This window comes from Bradyrhizobium sp. BRP23 (genome assembly GCF_020194135.1).
GTDB lineage: Bacteria > Pseudomonadota > Alphaproteobacteria > Rhizobiales > Xanthobacteraceae > Bradyrhizobium > Bradyrhizobium yuanmingense.
Window position 1 is genome coordinate 35399 of the sequence record NZ_JADYVW010000025.1, and the last position, 16209, is coordinate 51607.

General features: G+C 58.6%; 10 protein-coding genes and 5 pseudogenes. 4 read left to right on the forward strand and 11 right to left on the reverse strand.

From position 1 onward, the window contains the following. Nucleotides 1-131: 131 nt before the first annotated feature. Both I6F24_RS35625 and I6F24_RS35630 read left to right on the forward strand, forming a co-directional pair. Nucleotides 132-989 carry a serine protease gene (locus I6F24_RS35625; RefSeq protein WP_225131102.1) on the forward strand — a complete coding sequence of 286 codons (858 nt, stop codon included), beginning with the start codon at nt 132-134 and terminating at the stop codon, nt 987-989. Between the two features lie 145 nt (nt 990-1134). Continuing rightward, the gene (locus I6F24_RS35630) at nt 1135-1425 is read left to right on the forward strand and encodes a hypothetical protein (RefSeq protein WP_225131104.1); all 291 of its coding nucleotides are present in this window, start codon (nt 1135-1137) and stop codon (nt 1423-1425) included. 629 nt (nt 1426-2054) lie between these two features. Here I6F24_RS35630 and I6F24_RS35635 read toward each other — a convergent pair. The 8 genes and pseudogenes from I6F24_RS35635 to I6F24_RS35670 all read right to left on the reverse strand — a co-directional run. After that, nucleotides 2055-2978: pseudogene (locus tag I6F24_RS35635) on the reverse strand (TRAP transporter large permease); the annotation flags it as partial. Between the two features lie 2190 nt (nt 2979-5168). Then, complete coding sequence (locus I6F24_RS35640) at nt 5169-5771, reverse strand: acyl-CoA dehydrogenase family protein (protein ID WP_225131106.1); 603 nt, start codon at nt 5769-5771, stop codon at nt 5169-5171. 23 nt (nt 5772-5794) lie between these two features. After that, a pseudogene (locus I6F24_RS35645) lies at nt 5795-6028 on the reverse strand (ABC transporter ATP-binding protein); the annotation flags it as partial. Nucleotides 6029-6074: 46 nt separating this feature from the next. Further along, nucleotides 6075-6260, reverse strand: a pseudogene (locus tag I6F24_RS35650) (dimethyl sulfone monooxygenase SfnG); the annotation flags it as partial. Nucleotides 6261-6541: 281 nt separating this feature from the next. Beyond that, complete coding sequence (locus I6F24_RS35655; protein WP_225131108.1) at nt 6542-7585, reverse strand: IS110 family transposase; 1044 nt, start codon at nt 7583-7585, stop codon at nt 6542-6544. 89 nt (nt 7586-7674) lie between these two features. Continuing rightward, nucleotides 7675-8860, reverse strand: a pseudogene (locus I6F24_RS35660) (IS3 family transposase). 200 nt (nt 8861-9060) lie between these two features. After that, nucleotides 9061-10080, reverse strand: a complete 1020-nt coding sequence (locus I6F24_RS35665; protein WP_225131109.1) for an IS110 family transposase — start codon at nt 10078-10080, stop codon at nt 9061-9063. A gap of 113 nt (nt 10081-10193) precedes the next feature. Beyond that, nucleotides 10194-10812: pseudogene (locus I6F24_RS35670) on the reverse strand (LLM class flavin-dependent oxidoreductase); the annotation flags it as partial. 317 nt (nt 10813-11129) lie between these two features. On the opposite strand from I6F24_RS35670, the gene I6F24_RS35675 reads away from it, so the two are divergent. Continuing rightward, nucleotides 11130-11354, forward strand: coding sequence for a hypothetical protein (locus I6F24_RS35675; protein WP_225131111.1), 225 nt, complete (start codon nt 11130-11132; stop codon nt 11352-11354). Nucleotides 11355-11592: 238 nt separating this feature from the next. Here I6F24_RS35675 and I6F24_RS35680 read toward each other — a convergent pair whose 3' ends face one another. Continuing rightward, nucleotides 11593-11874, reverse strand: a complete 282-nt coding sequence (locus tag I6F24_RS35680) for a DUF3551 domain-containing protein (RefSeq protein WP_128947516.1) — start codon at nt 11872-11874, stop codon at nt 11593-11595. Nucleotides 11875-12433: 559 nt separating this feature from the next. Between I6F24_RS35680 and I6F24_RS35685 the strand changes: the two genes are divergently transcribed. After that, nucleotides 12434-13117, forward strand: a complete 684-nt coding sequence (locus I6F24_RS35685; protein WP_225131113.1) for a helix-turn-helix domain-containing protein — start codon at nt 12434-12436, stop codon at nt 13115-13117. A 231-nt stretch (nt 13118-13348) separates the two neighbouring features. On the opposite strand, the gene I6F24_RS35690 is transcribed toward I6F24_RS35685, so the two are convergent. Both I6F24_RS35690 and I6F24_RS35700 read right to left on the reverse strand, forming a co-directional pair. Next, entirely contained in the window at nt 13349-13861 is a 513-nt protein-coding gene (locus tag I6F24_RS35690; protein ID WP_225131115.1) for a hypothetical protein, read from the reverse strand. Between the two features lie 1282 nt (nt 13862-15143). Continuing rightward, nucleotides 15144-16209, reverse strand: a 1066-nt coding sequence (locus I6F24_RS35700; RefSeq protein ID WP_225145759.1) for a thioesterase domain-containing protein, incomplete at its 5' end; no start/stop codon positions are given.

The following is a 16209-nucleotide window of genomic DNA, read 5'->3' on the forward strand; positions in this document are numbered from 1 at the left end:
CGTCTGGCTCGTGGGGTTGTCCCAAGGGTTGGTTCGATGTCAGTAGCTGGTTACGATCGGATGCTTTTCCTTGGCAATCGCCAGCCCCCTGGACTGACCGCAGCGAGAGCAAAAGTGTCGCGCGGTTCGACATGAGCCCAGACGGCGCGAGGCACTTGTCCGCCCACTCCTCTCTTCACCATCCGGATCGTGATCTAGCGCTGCTCCAGCTGAGCACACCCGTTTCCGACGCGGGCGGGAAGCGCTGCCCTATCCCCATTGTCTTAAAACCGTCCCAGGCTCCGATGGGCACTTCGGTGCTCGTACTGGGCTTTCCGCTCAATCAGGACCTGAGCTTGTCGGGCGGTCTGATCAGCAATCACGGCTCCCCACCCAAGGAACTGCGGTGGCAGACGGACACTGTGATGAACCCGGGCAACAGCGGGGGCCCGGTTTTCGAAGATCACGGCTTTCTGTTGGGTATCGCGGCAGGCGGCATTGTCCAGTGGACCTTCGGCGGCGAGACACGCAAAGTAAACGGTGTGAATTACTTCATCCCCGCGTCGGAGCTAATCGCAAGTCCTTTGTATGACATTGCCGAGGACAAGCGGTGTTGGCGCGTGGCTCAGGACGATCTCGTGGTCGACGCGAACACCACCATTGCGGTCGACGGGACGGCGTCGAAAGCGCCCCTGGGCCCCGCCAAGCTTGAGAGAAGCTACACGGTTTCAGAGACCAAGGACGATCACCCCGTCGCCCTGGCATCGCATTCCCGCAACTACCAATCCCGATTTGCTGCAGAGCCCGGCTACAAGGTTGTAGCCTGTGTGCCGAAGGCAGAGAGCGAAAATAATGCACACGATATCACCTGCAGTATCGATAGCGGTGGCGGTTCGGCGGTCTTTGCGTATCGGTTGGAAAGTGGGCCCGCTGTCGATCGCTGGCGCGGATGGTGGGCCGGTTACGTGACTTTGCGGCAGGAGCGCATTGCGGGGGATGGCCTGCAATAGTGCGAGCGGGTAGCTGCATAAGGCAGGATCGCGAGGGGAAGCGATTTCGCATGCAGCGGGGAACGAACGAGGCAGGGGGACGAACGTGACAGGATCGCGGCGATTAGCGCTTGTGCTGGCAGGCGGGCTCGGCGGATGCGTCATCGTGCCCGACATTGCTCCGGACTGGGCTCTGCCGATGGGGGAGATCATGCTCCATTCGGCCTGCGAGCTCCAGGATGCGCTCGGCACGCTTGACCGCGAGGTGCCGCATGAACTGTTCAATGCACGAAACTGGAAGATCGCGGTCACACTCAATCCAAAATCAGAAGCGGATATCGTTCCTGGTGTCGGCTTGACGCGGAAGGTGCCCGCTACGGCGACGACACCCTTCTCGAACTGGGTCATCGGCGGTGGTAACGGCGTCACCCTTGATATGAGGGGCAGCCATACCTGAAGCGTCGATCAATTTCGACTCTGAAAAACCTATCCTCGATAGTGCCCTGCCCTGCGAGTGCGAAACGATTTCGTACCATTCGCTCACAAAGAATCTGGCGATCAAGGATTGGCTCTATCGTTCCGTGCAGGCCACGGCTCTCGCAGGCTCGGCCATCGACAACCCCAAATTCACGGCTCAGGTCGCCGTGAAATTCAATGGGACCGCGAGCTACACCTACACATTCCCGCCAGGCACCGATTTTCTCACACTGGGAGGGTATTATCAGCTCGACGAGACCTTGAGCATCATCTTCACGAAGAAGCCGGCGGTCGTCGCGAAATATGACCTCTTGACGCTGCCCGAAGGTGGCGCTGGTTTCAAACGAAATCGCGCGCGCCAGGTCACGTCAACCATTTCGGTCCTCGAAGATCAACAAGTCTCACTTCAGCAGATTCGGCAACAATTGCAAACTGGGCCTCAGCCGACGAACTGTGCCTTCACGCTCGGAGGCAAGAAGCTCCGGGTGACGGAGGTTGGCAAGGGCCAGGTCGAGCAGATCGATATGCCTTGCGACGGCCTGCCCCTTTACCTGCCGAAATTCGCCCGAGCAGGAGGCACGGGTTTCCGCGAGGCTCCTGCCGAGCTCGTCAAAGGAAGCCGATCGACAACCAGGGCACGGCTGCGACGATCAGGGTGCCGATCAGCAGCGCGATCATGTAGCCCACGATCGGCTTCATGCCCTCGTCCGGGTTGATGCGGCTGATGGCGCAGGCGGCATAGTAACCGACGCCGAACGGCGGCGCGAACAGGCCGATGCCCATGGCGAGAACGACCACCATCGCGTAGTGGACGTCGTGCACCCCGACCTGCCGCGCGATCGGGAACAGCAGCGGGCCGAACAGGACGATAGCCGGGATTCCCTCCAGCACGCTGCCGAGGATCACGAAAGTCACGATCGTCACGGCCAGGAAGACGGGGACCCCGCCGGGAAGGCTGGTCATGAATTTGGCCAGAGAGGCAGAAAATCCCGATTGGGTCAGTGCCCAGGCCATGCCTGTCGCCGCGCCGATGATGAGCAGAATCGCGCCTGACAGCGAGGCTGTCTCGACCAGCATCGGATAGATGCGACGCCAGTCGAACTGGCGATAGACGAAGAGACCCGCGCAGGCCGAATAAAGAATGCCGATGGTCGAGACCTCCGTTGCAGTCGCGACGCCTTCGACGACCGCGGTCCGGATCACGAAAGGCAGCGCGATGGCCGGTATCGCGATGACGAAGGCGCGGCCAATCTCCCGGGCCCTCGCCCTTTTGACGTGAGACAGGTCCTCGCGGCGATATCGCCACCAGACCACGGCCGCGAGCATGACCGCGAGCACCACGCCCGGGAGCAACCCGCCAGTGAAGAGCGCCGAGATCGACACGCCGGTCACCGAGCCGATTGTGATCAGGACTAGCGAGGGCGGGATCGTTTCGGTCTGCGCTCCGGTTGCCGCCAGAAGCGCAACGAGGTCACCCGGTTTGGCCCCGCGCTGCCGCATCTCGGGAAACAGCACAGGAGCCACCGCAGCCAAGAGTGGCTTGGCCGAGAACAGCGAAAACGGAAGTAAAGGAGTCGCCAGCACCAGGGTCGTTCACACAAGCCGCAAAGTGACCTGAGCTAAACTTCCCACGGTGGGAAGTTTACCAGGCAGCTCGGCCAACCGCATGCCGCGCGATCTCTACACCGGCGCTATCGACAACTATTACCACTGTGCCACTCCCTGGATCGTACTCGGGATCGCTGCCGATCTCATGAGCGACCCGGGCGCCGTACTGGCTCGCGAGAGCGGCTGAGCCAAACATCTCGCCGGCATCGTCCGCCTGTAGTTGTCCGTTATGGATAATCGGAAGATAGTAGCGCTGCACAGCAATGGCCCTCGTTTAGCAGCAATCATGCGCCCACCTCAGGGCGGGACGCACGTGTCATAAACGACAGGTGCCGTCAAACTGCGAGACCACATCCGCACCACCGGCAGCGTCGGGGACAGTGCTGTCAAGATCGTGGCCAACTACTTGTTCAGCTTCTCGATCTCGGCCGCAGTTACCTTCTCGCCATTGGTAACTGGGCGCGAATCACCGCGCCCTTCCACTGAAAAAGCTGGATAGCAGCCAACCACCCTTGCGACTCTCTGACGATTCGTTCATTTAGCTAGATGGTGCATCCGAATCGCCCACTCCGCGATGCGTGGAAGTCGTCACGACTTACATGGATTTCGGCGGCTTCGCTCGTCGAAGGAGGGCCAGGCTCGATCCTGGCGCGATCTCGGAAAGGAGGTGAAACAGCATGTTTCACTACCCGCACTGTGGCGGCACCCGCCCTGTAAGCGTTCGCGCTTACACACGGTTCCGCCTCGGTAAATGGGAGTGGGTCATCGCCCACTGCCGCGGACTGCCCAGCTAAGCTGAACAGTCCGCATCTCAGTGACTTGGGGCGGTGTCTCATGGGCACCGCCTCCTTTTTTCCGGCGGACCGGATCTACAGAACAACCAAGCACGACCATTCGTTGCAGTAGGCCTGCGTTAAAGTGGCTGTTCGAATTCTTTTCAATGGGTTGGTCGTCGACGAACTGACTGTCGTCGTTTATGGTTAACGGGCCGTTAACCCGCCTTGCCATAGTTCCTCCCCAGATCTGCGACTATTCGAGTCGCGCGAGCAATTCTTAACGAATTACTAGCGTTAGACGCTAGGGAATCAAGCCTTGCGTTTTTTGCAGGTTGTCACAATCCCTCGATTCGGGCCGTCATCAACTGCTTTGATGCGATTCGACCGCTATATATTATGCGGTATGCGACCCTGCTACCCCCAAGCCGTTGGGGGGCGGCGGTCAAAGAATTGTTGCTGCTCTCGGGTCCCTCGCCCTATAGTCGCCTCCGGTCTTGGGGGTAATTTTTCATGCGTCAATTTGCGATTGCGGCGCTCTGCGCCGCGCTGGGCGGCTGTGCTGGCGAAAGTCGCGGAGCTGAAGAAGCAACAGGAAACTGCGGCTGCTGCACCTGCTGCCCCTTAGCCAAAGAGGTCCGCAGTTAAACCAGCCCGACCAATTCGGCGAAGGTCTCGACCACTGATAACCCAGTTGTCCTTGAAGTTGATGCCGAGCTTGGCCATGTCCTTCTGGATCGGCACCCACTTCTCTTTACCGCGAGGAAGGGCTCACCGTCCGCAAACGGCGGGCTCGCCGCAAGGCCGTGGGGACCCGTGCCCCGATGAAGCTGTGCGAGATCAGTCTCGTTCTTTGGGGCGCTTATGGCAAGGACATCCTGCGCAACCCGAGCTCGAACTCGCTGTCTACGATTCGCGACATCAAGGATATGTCTGCAGAATAACTGCGCACAAGCGGCGCGATCTACGAAAATCCTGCGGACATTCTCAAGTATTTGACGGATTTAGTTACGACAATTAGGTGAAGTGACGTGATACAGTCCAAGTTGGACCGGGGCTCCTCCTCTTAGATATCGAACCGGAACGAACTCGTCCGAGTGTGGCGATTGATTTTAGATCGGGCGCTTGGGACGTCGAAGCGATCAGCGAAGATCGGTCCCCTTTTGTTGAGCCCGGCCAGCAGCCAATCGTTTCGAGGATGGAGCTCCTGAGATCAGATGCCACCCAAGCTGCCTGGATTAGCGACACGCCTCCGGAAGGAGCTGCGCGTGAGTCAGGATCTACTGAGGCGCTTCACATGGGAGATCAGATCGATCGACATATGCCTTGACGATCTTCGGTCCTACCAGGCGAATGCGCTCGGCATTACAGGTCCGCAAATGATGATCTTGATGGCACTGACGGAACTGGAAGAAGATGATGGTGTTCCCGTCAACGCTGTCGCGAAGCTGAAATCAGCTTGGCCGGAACTCGTTGTGAACGACTTTTCTGCGTTGAGGAGATAATTGTCGCCTTCGCGCGATGCCTCGGAGAGGTTGTACCACCAGTGCCCACCGGTGGCGCGCTCGCTGGTCGAATATGTGCCAAGCAGGGCGCCATTGTTCGCCTTGAGCCAGCGCTCCTTCTGGTCGTCGTTACCAAACAGGCTGATCGTCTGAGCCGCGCCGACATGCATGACATAGACGAGGCCGGTCGATGCATCGGCCTGTCCGATCCGGTAAGCGGCTTCGGCAAAATCAACATGGCCAAGAGCGAGGCCCCCAAAGCGTGATTCATTCAACACGCCGGTCCAGCCGGCTTCCGCCAATGCCCTCAGATTTTCTCTTGGAAAGCGACTTTCCAGATCATTGCGATCGGCATTGACCTTTACGGTCGCATCAATCGCGGCATCCAGCCGAGAATAGATGTCAGAATCGAACTTGCGAGCAAGATTGTCGTTAGCCATTGGTCATTCTCCCTTGTGTTTCGTCAAACTGCGACAACGGCATGGATGAGCGGTTTCTCGGCGGCGTCGGTTTGCGGCGAACCGCCGAGGTAAAGGGCCTTGATGTCGTCGCGGCTGTGCAATTCGACTGACGAGCCGGACAGCACGCTACGGCCGCTCTCAAGCACGACAGCATGGTCGGCAAAGCGCAGCGCCACCGTCGAATTCTGTTCCGCGACCAGGATTGAAAGCCCCTGCTCGCTGTTCAGCTGCTTCAGCGTCCCTGTCGCAATCGCCATCACGTGGCTGCCCCTCGCTTTACACCTATTCGGCAGCCTGAACGCGTACGGGCGTCCTTGTCTCGAGTTCGCGGACCAGCGGGATCACATGCTTGCCGAAATATTCGACCTCTTCCTGGAAGTGCAGGAACCCGAGCAGGATCAGGTCGGCGCCGGCATGCTTGAGCTCGATGATCCGTTCAGCGACTTGCTGCGGCGTGCCGATCAGGTTCTGACCTTGCCCCCATATGTGGAACGGCCCGCGAGGCAAGAGCTTTTTCAGTCGATTTCACACATTGGGACGGTGCGGTCATATGTCCGGCCTTTGCGCGCGGCACAATATGGCCGCTGGCCTCGATGAGATCCGCGGAACGAGGAGCCAAATCAAGTTTACGCGCTTGAGCGCATTGGGGGCAGTAGCTTCACTCGTTTCGGGATTTCGTCCCAAGGGTTCATCGCCTGTTGTTGCACCTTGCCCTCTGCCGGCCTGCGCCGGTCAGATCATTTTGGTGGTCACTGCGTCACCGCGGTAACCGCCAATGGGTCGGGACGCCGATAACTTCCGCCCTTGTTCAGGAGCGCCCAGATGATCCGCGCTGTCTTATTGGCCTGCGCGACGGCGGCAACCTTGAAGGGCCGTCTGGCAAGAAGGGCCTTCAGCCACGGCCGCGCCCGAGCGTCGTTTCGGACGACCCGCAAGACGGCCGTTGCCCCGACAACGAGGAGAGAGCGGAGTTCCGGATTTCCCATCTTCGATATTCGTCCCAACCGCTCTTTGCCTCCGCTTGAATGAGACCGCGGCGTCAATCCCAGCCAGGCGGCAAAGTGGCGAGCCGACTTGAACCCGCCGGGATCCGGCACAAGCGCCTTGATGGTCGCCGCCGTAATGGCGCCGACGCCAGGGATTGTGGTCAACCGACGCATGTCCTCGTCGCGCTTGGCCTCCACAACGATTGCGCGCTCGAGCCTCTCGATCTGGTCGGCTGAAGCTTCAATCTCGTCGGCAATAGCCATCAGCGCGAAGCGCGCTGCTGCGGGCAGGCGAGCATCTGTCTCATCCCGTATGATTGCGACCAGCGCCTCAACCTTTGCCAGGCCGGCGGTGGCGATGATGCCCAATTCTGCCAGATGCGCGCGCAACGCGTTGACCGCCTGCGTTCGCTGCCGCACTAGAAGAGCGCGGGTCTTCAGCACCATCGCGGCAGCCTGTTGCTCAGCCGTCTTAATCGGCACGAAGCGCATGGTCTTTCGGGTCACCGCTTCGCTGATGGCCTCCGCGTCCGCCGCATCCGTCTTACCACGCTTGACGAAGGGTTTGACATAAGCCGGCGGAATGAGCCGGACCTCATGACCGAGAGCTGCGATCTCGCGTGCCCAATAGTGGGCGCTACCGCATGCTTCCATTCCCACCAGGCATGGTGGCAGCTTCTCAAAGAAACGCAGAACTTCGCTGCGCCGTAGCTTCCGGTTGAACACGGGTGAGCCCTCGGCATCCGCCCCGTGAACCTGGAAAACGTGCTTGGCCAGATCGAGCCCGATGGTGATAACCTGTTTCACGGAACGGTCCCTCCTTTGTGGCGTTCGAACAACGACCACGTTCTAGCACTTTGATGCTGTTGGAGCGGGCCGTTCCACCACATCAAGTTTTATCCAGTCCTGAGTTCGCCCCGGCTGTTGGATTTAGCCGAATGGGCGGTGGTAGCGACGGGAGCTGGTGCGGAGCCATCGGCATAGCGCAGCGCCAGATCCCGTCGCGGGTTGCAGGTGAAGGCAAACTCCGATGGTGTTTTCCATCCGAGTTGCGAGTGAGGTCGCGTATCGTTGTAGTCGGCCCGCCAATGTCCGAGTTCGACGCGGGCCTGGGCCAGCGACGTGAACAGCGTCTCGTTCAACAATTCGTCTCGGAGACGGCCATTGAAGCTTTCGATGAAGGCATTCTGCGTCGGCTTGCCGGGCGCGATGTAATGCCAGGCGACGCGGCTCTGATCGGCCCATGTCAGGATGGCGTTGCTGGTCAATTCGGTGCCGTTGTCGCTGACCACCATTTTGGGCTTGCCGCGCTCGATGATCAGCCGGTCCAGCTCCCGCGCCACCCGGGAGCCCGACAGCGAGGTATCGGCCACCAACGCCAGGCATTCGCGCGTGCACTCGTCGACCACGGTCAGGATGCGGAAGCGGCGGCCATCGGTGAGCTGGTCCGAGACGAAGTCGAGCGACCAGCGGTCATTCGGCGCTATCGGCACCACCATCGGCGCTCGGGTCCCGATCGCCCGCTTGCGGCCGCCACGGCGACGAACCGCGAGCCTCTCTTCCCGGTAGAGCCGGAACAGTTTCTTGTGGTTGACCAGATAGCCCTCCCGCCTGAGCAGAACATGCAGGCGCCGATAGCCGAAGCGACGGCGCTCCTGGGCGAGCGCCCTCATGCGTTGGCGCAGGGCGGCATCATCCGCCCGGGACGTCTGGTATCTGATGGTCATGCGGCAACAGCCGATGGCTTTACACGCCCGCCGTTCGCTCATCCCGTGGGCATCCATGAGATGGGCGACAGCTTTCCGCTTCCCCGCGGGCGTCACCACTTCTTTCCCAGGAGGTCCTTTAACGCAGCATTGTCCAGCATGGCGTCGGCCAAAAGCCGCTTCAGACGCGTGTTCTCATCCTCCAGCGTCCTCAGCCGCTTGGCCTCCGATACCTCCATCCCGCCAAACTTGGCTTTCCATTTGTAGATGCTGGCATCGCTGACGCCGTCCGGCACAGATCGGCAACCGACACGCCAGCTTCGTGCTCCTTCAAAATCCCGATGATCTGCTTCTGTATTCGGTCTGCTTCTGTCAATCCCTTAAGAGCGCGTGCCGCGGGTACCTTGCTTCTGTTCGTGGTCGGCAAAGCCGCCACACGATGGGGTTCGGTTGAATGGTCGGTTCAAGCTCTTCGGCGTAGTCAGCCGCCTGGAGGGCGGACGCCACGACAGATCATACGAACTCGACCATCCCCACGCCCCGCGACGGGCGTCTCTTGGGATGGCGACGGCGTCCTTACGCCACCGCCGTCCATCGGAATTCGGTTCCATCAATCCACATTCGGTGAAGGACGACAGCCATCTTTCTGGCCAGCGCGACCTTCGCACGCTTGCTTCCTTGCCGGTGGGCAACACGCACCGCCCAAGCCTTCATCGGAGACCATCGGGTTGATGGCCTGAGAACAACGTTGGCAGCTTCGAACAGGGCTGTGCGCGTCTCTCCATCTCCGACTTTTGTGATCCGTCCCACCCGATCAACCTCGCCAGATTGGTATCGCCGGGGCGTTAACCCGAGATAGGCACCGACGGATTGAGAATGCAGGAATCGCCTCGGATCGTCCACAGTGGAGCGGAAGGTCAACGCAGAGACCGCGCCGATCCCCGGCATTGTCATCAAGAGCCGACAAGCCGGGTCACTGCGCACGGCCTTCAGAACCAGACGATGCAGTCGGCCGTACTCCCGCATCAGCGCTTCGCGTCCGGCAAGCAGCGGATTCATGATCGCCTCCAGCAAGTCGTCATCGCCGACCAACTCACGAACTCGCGTCGCGAACAGACTCCGCGAGACGACTCCTACTTTGAGACCGAGCGGACGCAGAAGTCCGCGGATGACTTGCTCTGCGGCAGCGATGGAGCGGATGATATGCTTGCGAGCCGCGGCCAGCGTCCGGGCCCTTTGACTGCCGATGCTCTTGACGTGAACAGGCTTGAACCATCCCGTTCTCACCACCTGCGCGATCCCACGGGCGTCATTCCGATCGGTCTTCACCGGCATGGCCGAAAGTGCCGCCTTAACCTGGCGGGCTTCCAAACTGACGGCCGGCAGCCCCAGTTCGATTAGATTTGCGGTCAGCCATTCTGACGTCGGTCCTGCCTCAAGGCCCACCCGTTGAACTTGACCAGCCCATGGTTCGAGGTACTGCACAATCGATGGCGCATCCGCCAAGATGGTTCCCTCCCGGATAAGCTTTCCGGTCTCGTCCACCGCACATACCGCAACGGAATTCAGCGAAACATCGAGGCCGACGTAGATCATGACTTTTCTCCTTCGGATGGAGTTGGTCCATGATCGTCAGCCAAAACGTGCCGCGCAGCAAATAGGTCAGACGATCGGGACCGAATACCCCATCTCTTCCGTAAAGCGGCTGCCTCGGGCGTATTCCCGTTCGTGAAGTACCAGTCGGACACGCGAGCGGCCATGTCGCGGGCGGCGCGCGAAGAGCCGCCCTGGAAGATCTCGGGCAGCGGATCGAGCGGTTTCGGCTTCAGCGAGTACTCGTTGAACCGATAGAAGTCCCCCTTGAGTGTGAAGCTCTCTTCCCTCCAAATCCCGCGCAGAGCATTGATGAACTCCTCCGAACGCCGGTAGCGCTCATCGTGATCGAGCCAGGCTCTCCGATTGCGTGGAATTCACCGCGGAACCAACCGGACACAATATTCACCGCAACGCGCGCGTTGGTAAGCTGGCCGATTGTCGCGATCTGCTTCGCCGCTACGGCGGGATTCCATGGCCCGGGAAGGAGAGCGGCGATCATCTTGAGCTTTTCAGTCGCAGCCAGCAGCGCATGCGAGAAGCTGACCGGCTCGTGCTGCTTGTCGGCTCCTAACCCGCCGTGAATCGGATCTGACTGAGTGCGTAGTCGAAGCCCGCCTTTTCGGCGATCTGAGCAAGCTTCCGGTTGTAGTCGATGTCCCAGCTGGTACGCTGCTCGATCGAAGAAATCACGAGCCCGCCGGATACGTTCGGCACCCAGTAGGCGAATTTGATCGGTTCGTTGTTTACAGACTAGTGGTTTGTCCCTTGAGAATGACACTTACTGCGAGGTAGGCGCGGCCTGAGCGCGCAGCACCATGCGACCACGCCGATCACGACGAACGGGCGCGACACTGCTGTTCAGCCAGCGTTTGCGTTATTGATTTCGAGGAGCTGGAGCGATCTCAGGCCAGATCGTCTCTATGAATTAAGACGCCGCTCAGGAACAACACGAACACAACTGGTCGACGAGCTTGCTCGGAATCGAATGCGTAACGTTGTCGAAGACGTAGTTGCGCATTGTCCGCGCTCCTGAGTGGGACCATCGCCTGATGATCAATCCTCTCAGAGATTGTTCGACCATGCGAGTCCAAGACGAACTATTTTTCGCCACGCGGGGAAAATCAGCTTCCTTTTGTTTAGCGGCGAACGCATCGTTTGTTGCTGTGTGGGTGCAAGCTGATCATTTCCTCGCCGCGCAGAAGGTCATTCAAATCGCCACGGCCGTACGGCGGCATCGGACCATCTGCACCAAATACTGCGGCTTCGGCCGCTGACTGGAATATTCCAATCGCATTCGCCGGCATCTGAGATCACTTGCTCTGCCGAAGAGATCGGAGACATCGAATTCGCATGGTCGGACCGGCTATTGCCGTCCAACATGCAAGCACGCTCGGCACTGGACGCAATCAAACGAACGCCCCAACGGATTCAGCGCAGAATAGGCGGGGTCGAGCGAACGGCAACAAGAGCCTGGACGGCCCGCCCGTTCATCCAACGCCGTCCTTGGCTGACCTAACGACGTTCGCTCCAGCCGAATTGCCTTCCCTGTCGCTCGAAGGCGTAGATCGGATTGATACCGCAATAGGCATATGTGCCAGAGGCGGTAGCCATGCACTGGCTATAGGTTGAGAACTGGCAGTTGCCCGGATATCCCCAGGCTCGGCCCTGCAAGCAATAAACGTCTTGCCGGGCCGGTGGGGTGTACGAATGAACCCGTGAAGCGGCGGTCGAGCCTGATCCAAAGCCGACGAGGATAGGAAGTGTTAGCACTCCGATAGCGAGAACGTAGCGCATGAGATCTCTTGCCTCCGTTAATTCGCTGAAGGATAGAGGATCCGAATAAAGCGGTTTGATCTTAATCAATGGCGGATGGTGGGTCCAGTCGGACTATCGTCAGCAAGACCATCACCCGTGGACAGAGACCCGAGCGGGATACTTGAGCAGGACGTTGGATATAAGGGTGGGGAGCAATGAGAGGGTTGGAGCGGATTATTCGACCCGTCCTCGGTCCTGGGCTAACCCGCCGGCATTTCGAAGCAGCCTTCCAGCGACACCGCCCGGCGAAACGCATCTTTTAACCGCGACTTGGCGCCTTCGCGCAGCAGAACACTCGTACAGCAGTCAAATCTAGGATCGTTTCATTCGCTCTGAGGCGTGTTGCCGGGCACCTATCCTCGACGATCGAAGGCCACAATTGCCTCGCCTCGACTGTTGCGCGGGCACTGCGTCACAAGGACACGACTTCTTTTTCATAGATGATTGTTAAATACTGTGCAGGCATCCATAGATTGCACCAAATTTATTCGCGAGGCTCCAATTCCCTTCGCATATTCTGGTTTAGGAGTGTCGGACCATGTTTGTGAGCATCACCACAGACCAAAGATCCCGCATCAATTCGCTCAGTGAGCTCGGCATATCGAGCGGGTCAAATCCGATCGTCAGCTTGAGCGAATTCACTTACAAGAAAGGTAAGACGATCTACATCGAGAGTGACCCAGCCGAGTACGTCTATCAGGTCAGAAAAGGCGCGGTACGGACTTGCAAGTTACTCCCCGATGGACGCCGTCAGATCGGCGCATTTCATTTGCCAGGTGATATTTTTGGACTCGAGAACGGCGTAGCCCACCGATTCACGGCGGAAGCAATCATCCAAACCACTGTTCGCCTGATCAGGCGGCAACATCTTGAGACGGTGGCCGAGACTGACGCGGTTGTCTGGCGCACTTTGCTCAGCCTGACTACGAATAACTTGCAGCACGCCGAAAACCACATGCTGCTGCTTGGACGCAAAACCGCTCTGGAGCGCGTTGCCGCGTTCTTGCACGAAATGGATGAACGGCTCACGGCTGCTGACGTTATCTCGCTGCCAATGTCTCGGCGTGATATCGCGGATTACCTTGGCCTGACCATCGAGACCGTTTCGCGTGCAGTATCGCAATTGCACAGTGATGGCGTCCTCGATTTCATCGGCAATACTCAACGCGAGATCGTGATTCTGGACCGGCAGCGGCTCGCGAGCGTTGACCTGCAAAGCTAAATCGCGGACGGCGTAAGACCCTTCGGTCGAGGCCAGGATCGCTCGCGCAGCAACTACCGGCTTTCAGACATAAATTGGTCCGCATCTCTGAGGCGCACCAGTCAGCTTTCGAGCACTATTTCCTGAACGCTACGATGTGCCTTCGCACGGTGCCGGTAAGCACCGCCGGATCATACAGACAGTTGAGCCAACCGGTCAGCATTTTGGCAACCCGTCCTTTGGAATAGACGCTCAGCCGTTCTCCAGTTCTACATCGCTGATATGGGGCCCACGTGGTGAATGGTCATTGTTCTGCTTCTCTCCGCGCAACTCAGTAGACCGAAAATCCACGCTCACGAAGAATATTCCCGTGTCGTTGGAGAGCCAGACTGTATTTCTGCGGGATCCAAGACATTCGTTCGAGGCGGCGCGCCATTCAAGGAAAAAAATCAGCTGCGCGAAATGGGTCATCGCAGAGTCGGGGCGGCGAACGCATGACGTGGATACGATCAATGCGTAAAACTGAATGCATTCCATTCGAGAAGCGATTCGCTCCGGCCTGTGCTTGAGGGGATCGCCGCGGGGGCGGTGGAGCGCGAGCGAAACCGCGTTGTCCCGTTCGAAGCGATAAAGCTGCTCAAAGCGGCGGGGTTTGGAGCCTTGCGGGTTCCGGTCAAGTTCGGTGGTCTCGGCGCATCGCTTCGTCAGACCTTCGATCTGCTCGTTGCACTTGCGCCTACGGACTCCAAGGCGCAGAGGACACACTTCGACCTGCTCGAGGACTTACGCCTGAACAAGGATGAGGCCACCAAGCGCGGTGGCTCAGAGCCATCGCGAATAGTGCGATAATCGGAGTCGCGATAACAGAGTTGGGCGTCGGCGCCGGCGATCGCTACCAGCCGGCGGTGACGTCGGACCAAGCCGGATTACAGCTCAATGGCAACAAAACATTGCACGACTGGCACCCTGTACGCCGATCACGTGATCGTAGCGGCTGACCAGAGCGGCAAGCGGATCGACGTACCTCTCGATACCGGCCAGCCCCGCGTTAAGCATTCACGATGACTGGGATGGCTTCGGGCATTTTTACCCCCCCCCACCCGTTCAACGGTTCGATCCGCTTCTTAAAGTTGCGGATATTGGCGATCGTATCTTTGCTCTCGCTATCGACATTGAAACGGCCGCGAAGATTGTCTAACTGCGCGTCCAAATAAATCGAGAGGACATCCGCGATAGCGATATCGTCTATGTGGAGGATTCTTCGCTTTGGCGTGTGTTTAGAGCTGATGTAATCTCCTAGCTTTTCCTCCGCGGCCGCAATCTCATCTGCAGCGCAGCCTGTGCTGACATCCCGGCCGTTGTCTCTGATGATCCAGATTGCCCGGTGAGTGATTTATGCGCTCTTGTTTCGGCGGGCAGCCTTGAGCTGAAGTCGGGCGCCCTTGCTTCTTCGCGGCATAGCTCTCTCATCCGTCCGATATGAGCCAGCGTTGTAAATTCCTTGCCCGCAATCTTCTCGATAACCAGTCGATTACGGTCGCGCTCACGACGCAAACCCGCGACGGTCATTCCTCCCAAAGGAAATGCGACCTTCACAGCATCGGCAAGGCGAAGTGGAGTATCAGGTGTAATTTCAGGTTGCGTTCGACGCGGCATCGACGCCACAGCGGGGCTGTTAAAAACCGAACTAAGATGTCAGCGCCTTATTGAAAGTAAACCTTTCCTTCCTTCGATCGTAGGATTGGCAGTTTCATCGCAAAATTGACGAGACACAGCATAACTTGAAGGAGGGACTGACCGTCACTCGGCTTCCTGACTCTGCTTGCTGCTGGCAGTTCCGCCGCACTCGATATCGATCGTGCCATTCTGGATGAGTGGAATACGTGGAAGAGTAAGCGGGCGCCTTTATCTGAAGGCCTGGAGTTCTGAGATCAGCTTTCAGCCGATCGACGACGTGTGCGCACAGGTCCAGGGAAAAACCAACGAGCAGCGGCGGATCTCGAGACGAAGCTTCGAACCCTCAGCTTTCGGAGAAAGTTTTCTCGGTCTATTCAACAGTCCCGATCAAGGCTGTTGAAATGGCTCGAGCCAGAACTCGGCGGTTTTCTGGATTGCTCACCATTGTCGCGTGGTTGCCTGGAACCGGTACGGCACGAATAGCCCCAGCATCCACGACCCGGTCCCAGCCCTGGTTTGGCAAGTCGCTACTGGGTCGTTTGTCAAATGGTACCCAACGACTGACGAGAGGCTCACTCGCATAGAACTGATGTATTTCAATCGCGAGCGACGGAACGCGATACGATTGTAGCGCGCGGTGAAATGTCGCGGCCCTTTGATACATTGAAACGTCACTGCGAAGATCGTGATCTGGAGCTAACGCTCCTATTTGCTGCGCCTTTTCAAGCAACTCAGAGATGGAACATGGTTCGGTGTCGCGTTCCAGAACCTCGTGATACTCATCGCGCAAGATTCCACAACGATCCAAAACAAATTCTCGCGCCAAATTCTTCAGTGATCCGTTTGAAGAAGCCGCGGGTAGACTGACATCGATGAACGCCATGAATGACACAACTTCATCAACACTCAGTAACTGCTCGGCAATTGCATAAGCCAGGATTGCACCTGATGAGTATCCAGCAAAACGGTATGGGCCACGGGGCTGGATCTGTTTAATCGCAAGAATCACCTCCACGGCCATCGTCTCAAGAGTCGGTGGACGAACGTCATCCAAAGGGGGCCATGGCAGAGCGTAGACCGAGCAGTCTGCATCCATTTCCGCTGCCAAACCGAGGACATACGAACAATCCCCAAAACCTGTGGGGACAAAGAAGAGAGGTGGCTGCAATCCGGTCGCTCGAACGGGAATCACCGCCGTGTTACTGGGCTGCACCTGCAAACGAATCTTCGATGCAAGCTCCTTTAGAACAGGGGCTCGGAAGAGGTCGGTGGCGCTAAAACTCAGCCCAAGATTTAATGCTTGACTGAGCATCTGCACGGCCAAAAGCGAGTGGCCGCCCAGTTCGAAGAAGTGGTCGTTGCGCCCGATGCGCTCGACACCAAGGAGCTCGGCCCAGATCTGCGCCAGCGCCGTCTCGACCGCACCTTGCGGCGAC

Excerpts from the sequence above, each read along its gene's own strand:
- I6F24_RS35680 (WP_128947516.1), bottom strand. The coding sequence starts at position 11,874 with ATGCGCTACGTTCTCGCTATCGGAGTGCTAACACTTCCTATCCTCGTC.
- I6F24_RS35640 (WP_225131106.1), bottom strand. The coding sequence starts at position 5,771 with ATGGCTAACGACAATCTTGCTCGCAAGTTCGATTCTGACATCTATTCT.
- I6F24_RS35675 (WP_225131111.1), top strand. The coding sequence starts at position 11,130 with ATGATCAATCCTCTCAGAGATTGTTCGACCATGCGAGTCCAAGACGAA.
- I6F24_RS35625 (WP_225131102.1), top strand. The coding sequence starts at position 132 with ATGAGCCCAGACGGCGCGAGGCACTTGTCCGCCCACTCCTCTCTTCAC.
- I6F24_RS35665 (WP_225131109.1), bottom strand. The coding sequence starts at position 10,080 with ATGATCTACGTCGGCCTCGATGTTTCGCTGAATTCCGTTGCGGTATGT.
- I6F24_RS35685 (WP_225131113.1), top strand. The coding sequence starts at position 12,434 with ATGTTTGTGAGCATCACCACAGACCAAAGATCCCGCATCAATTCGCTC.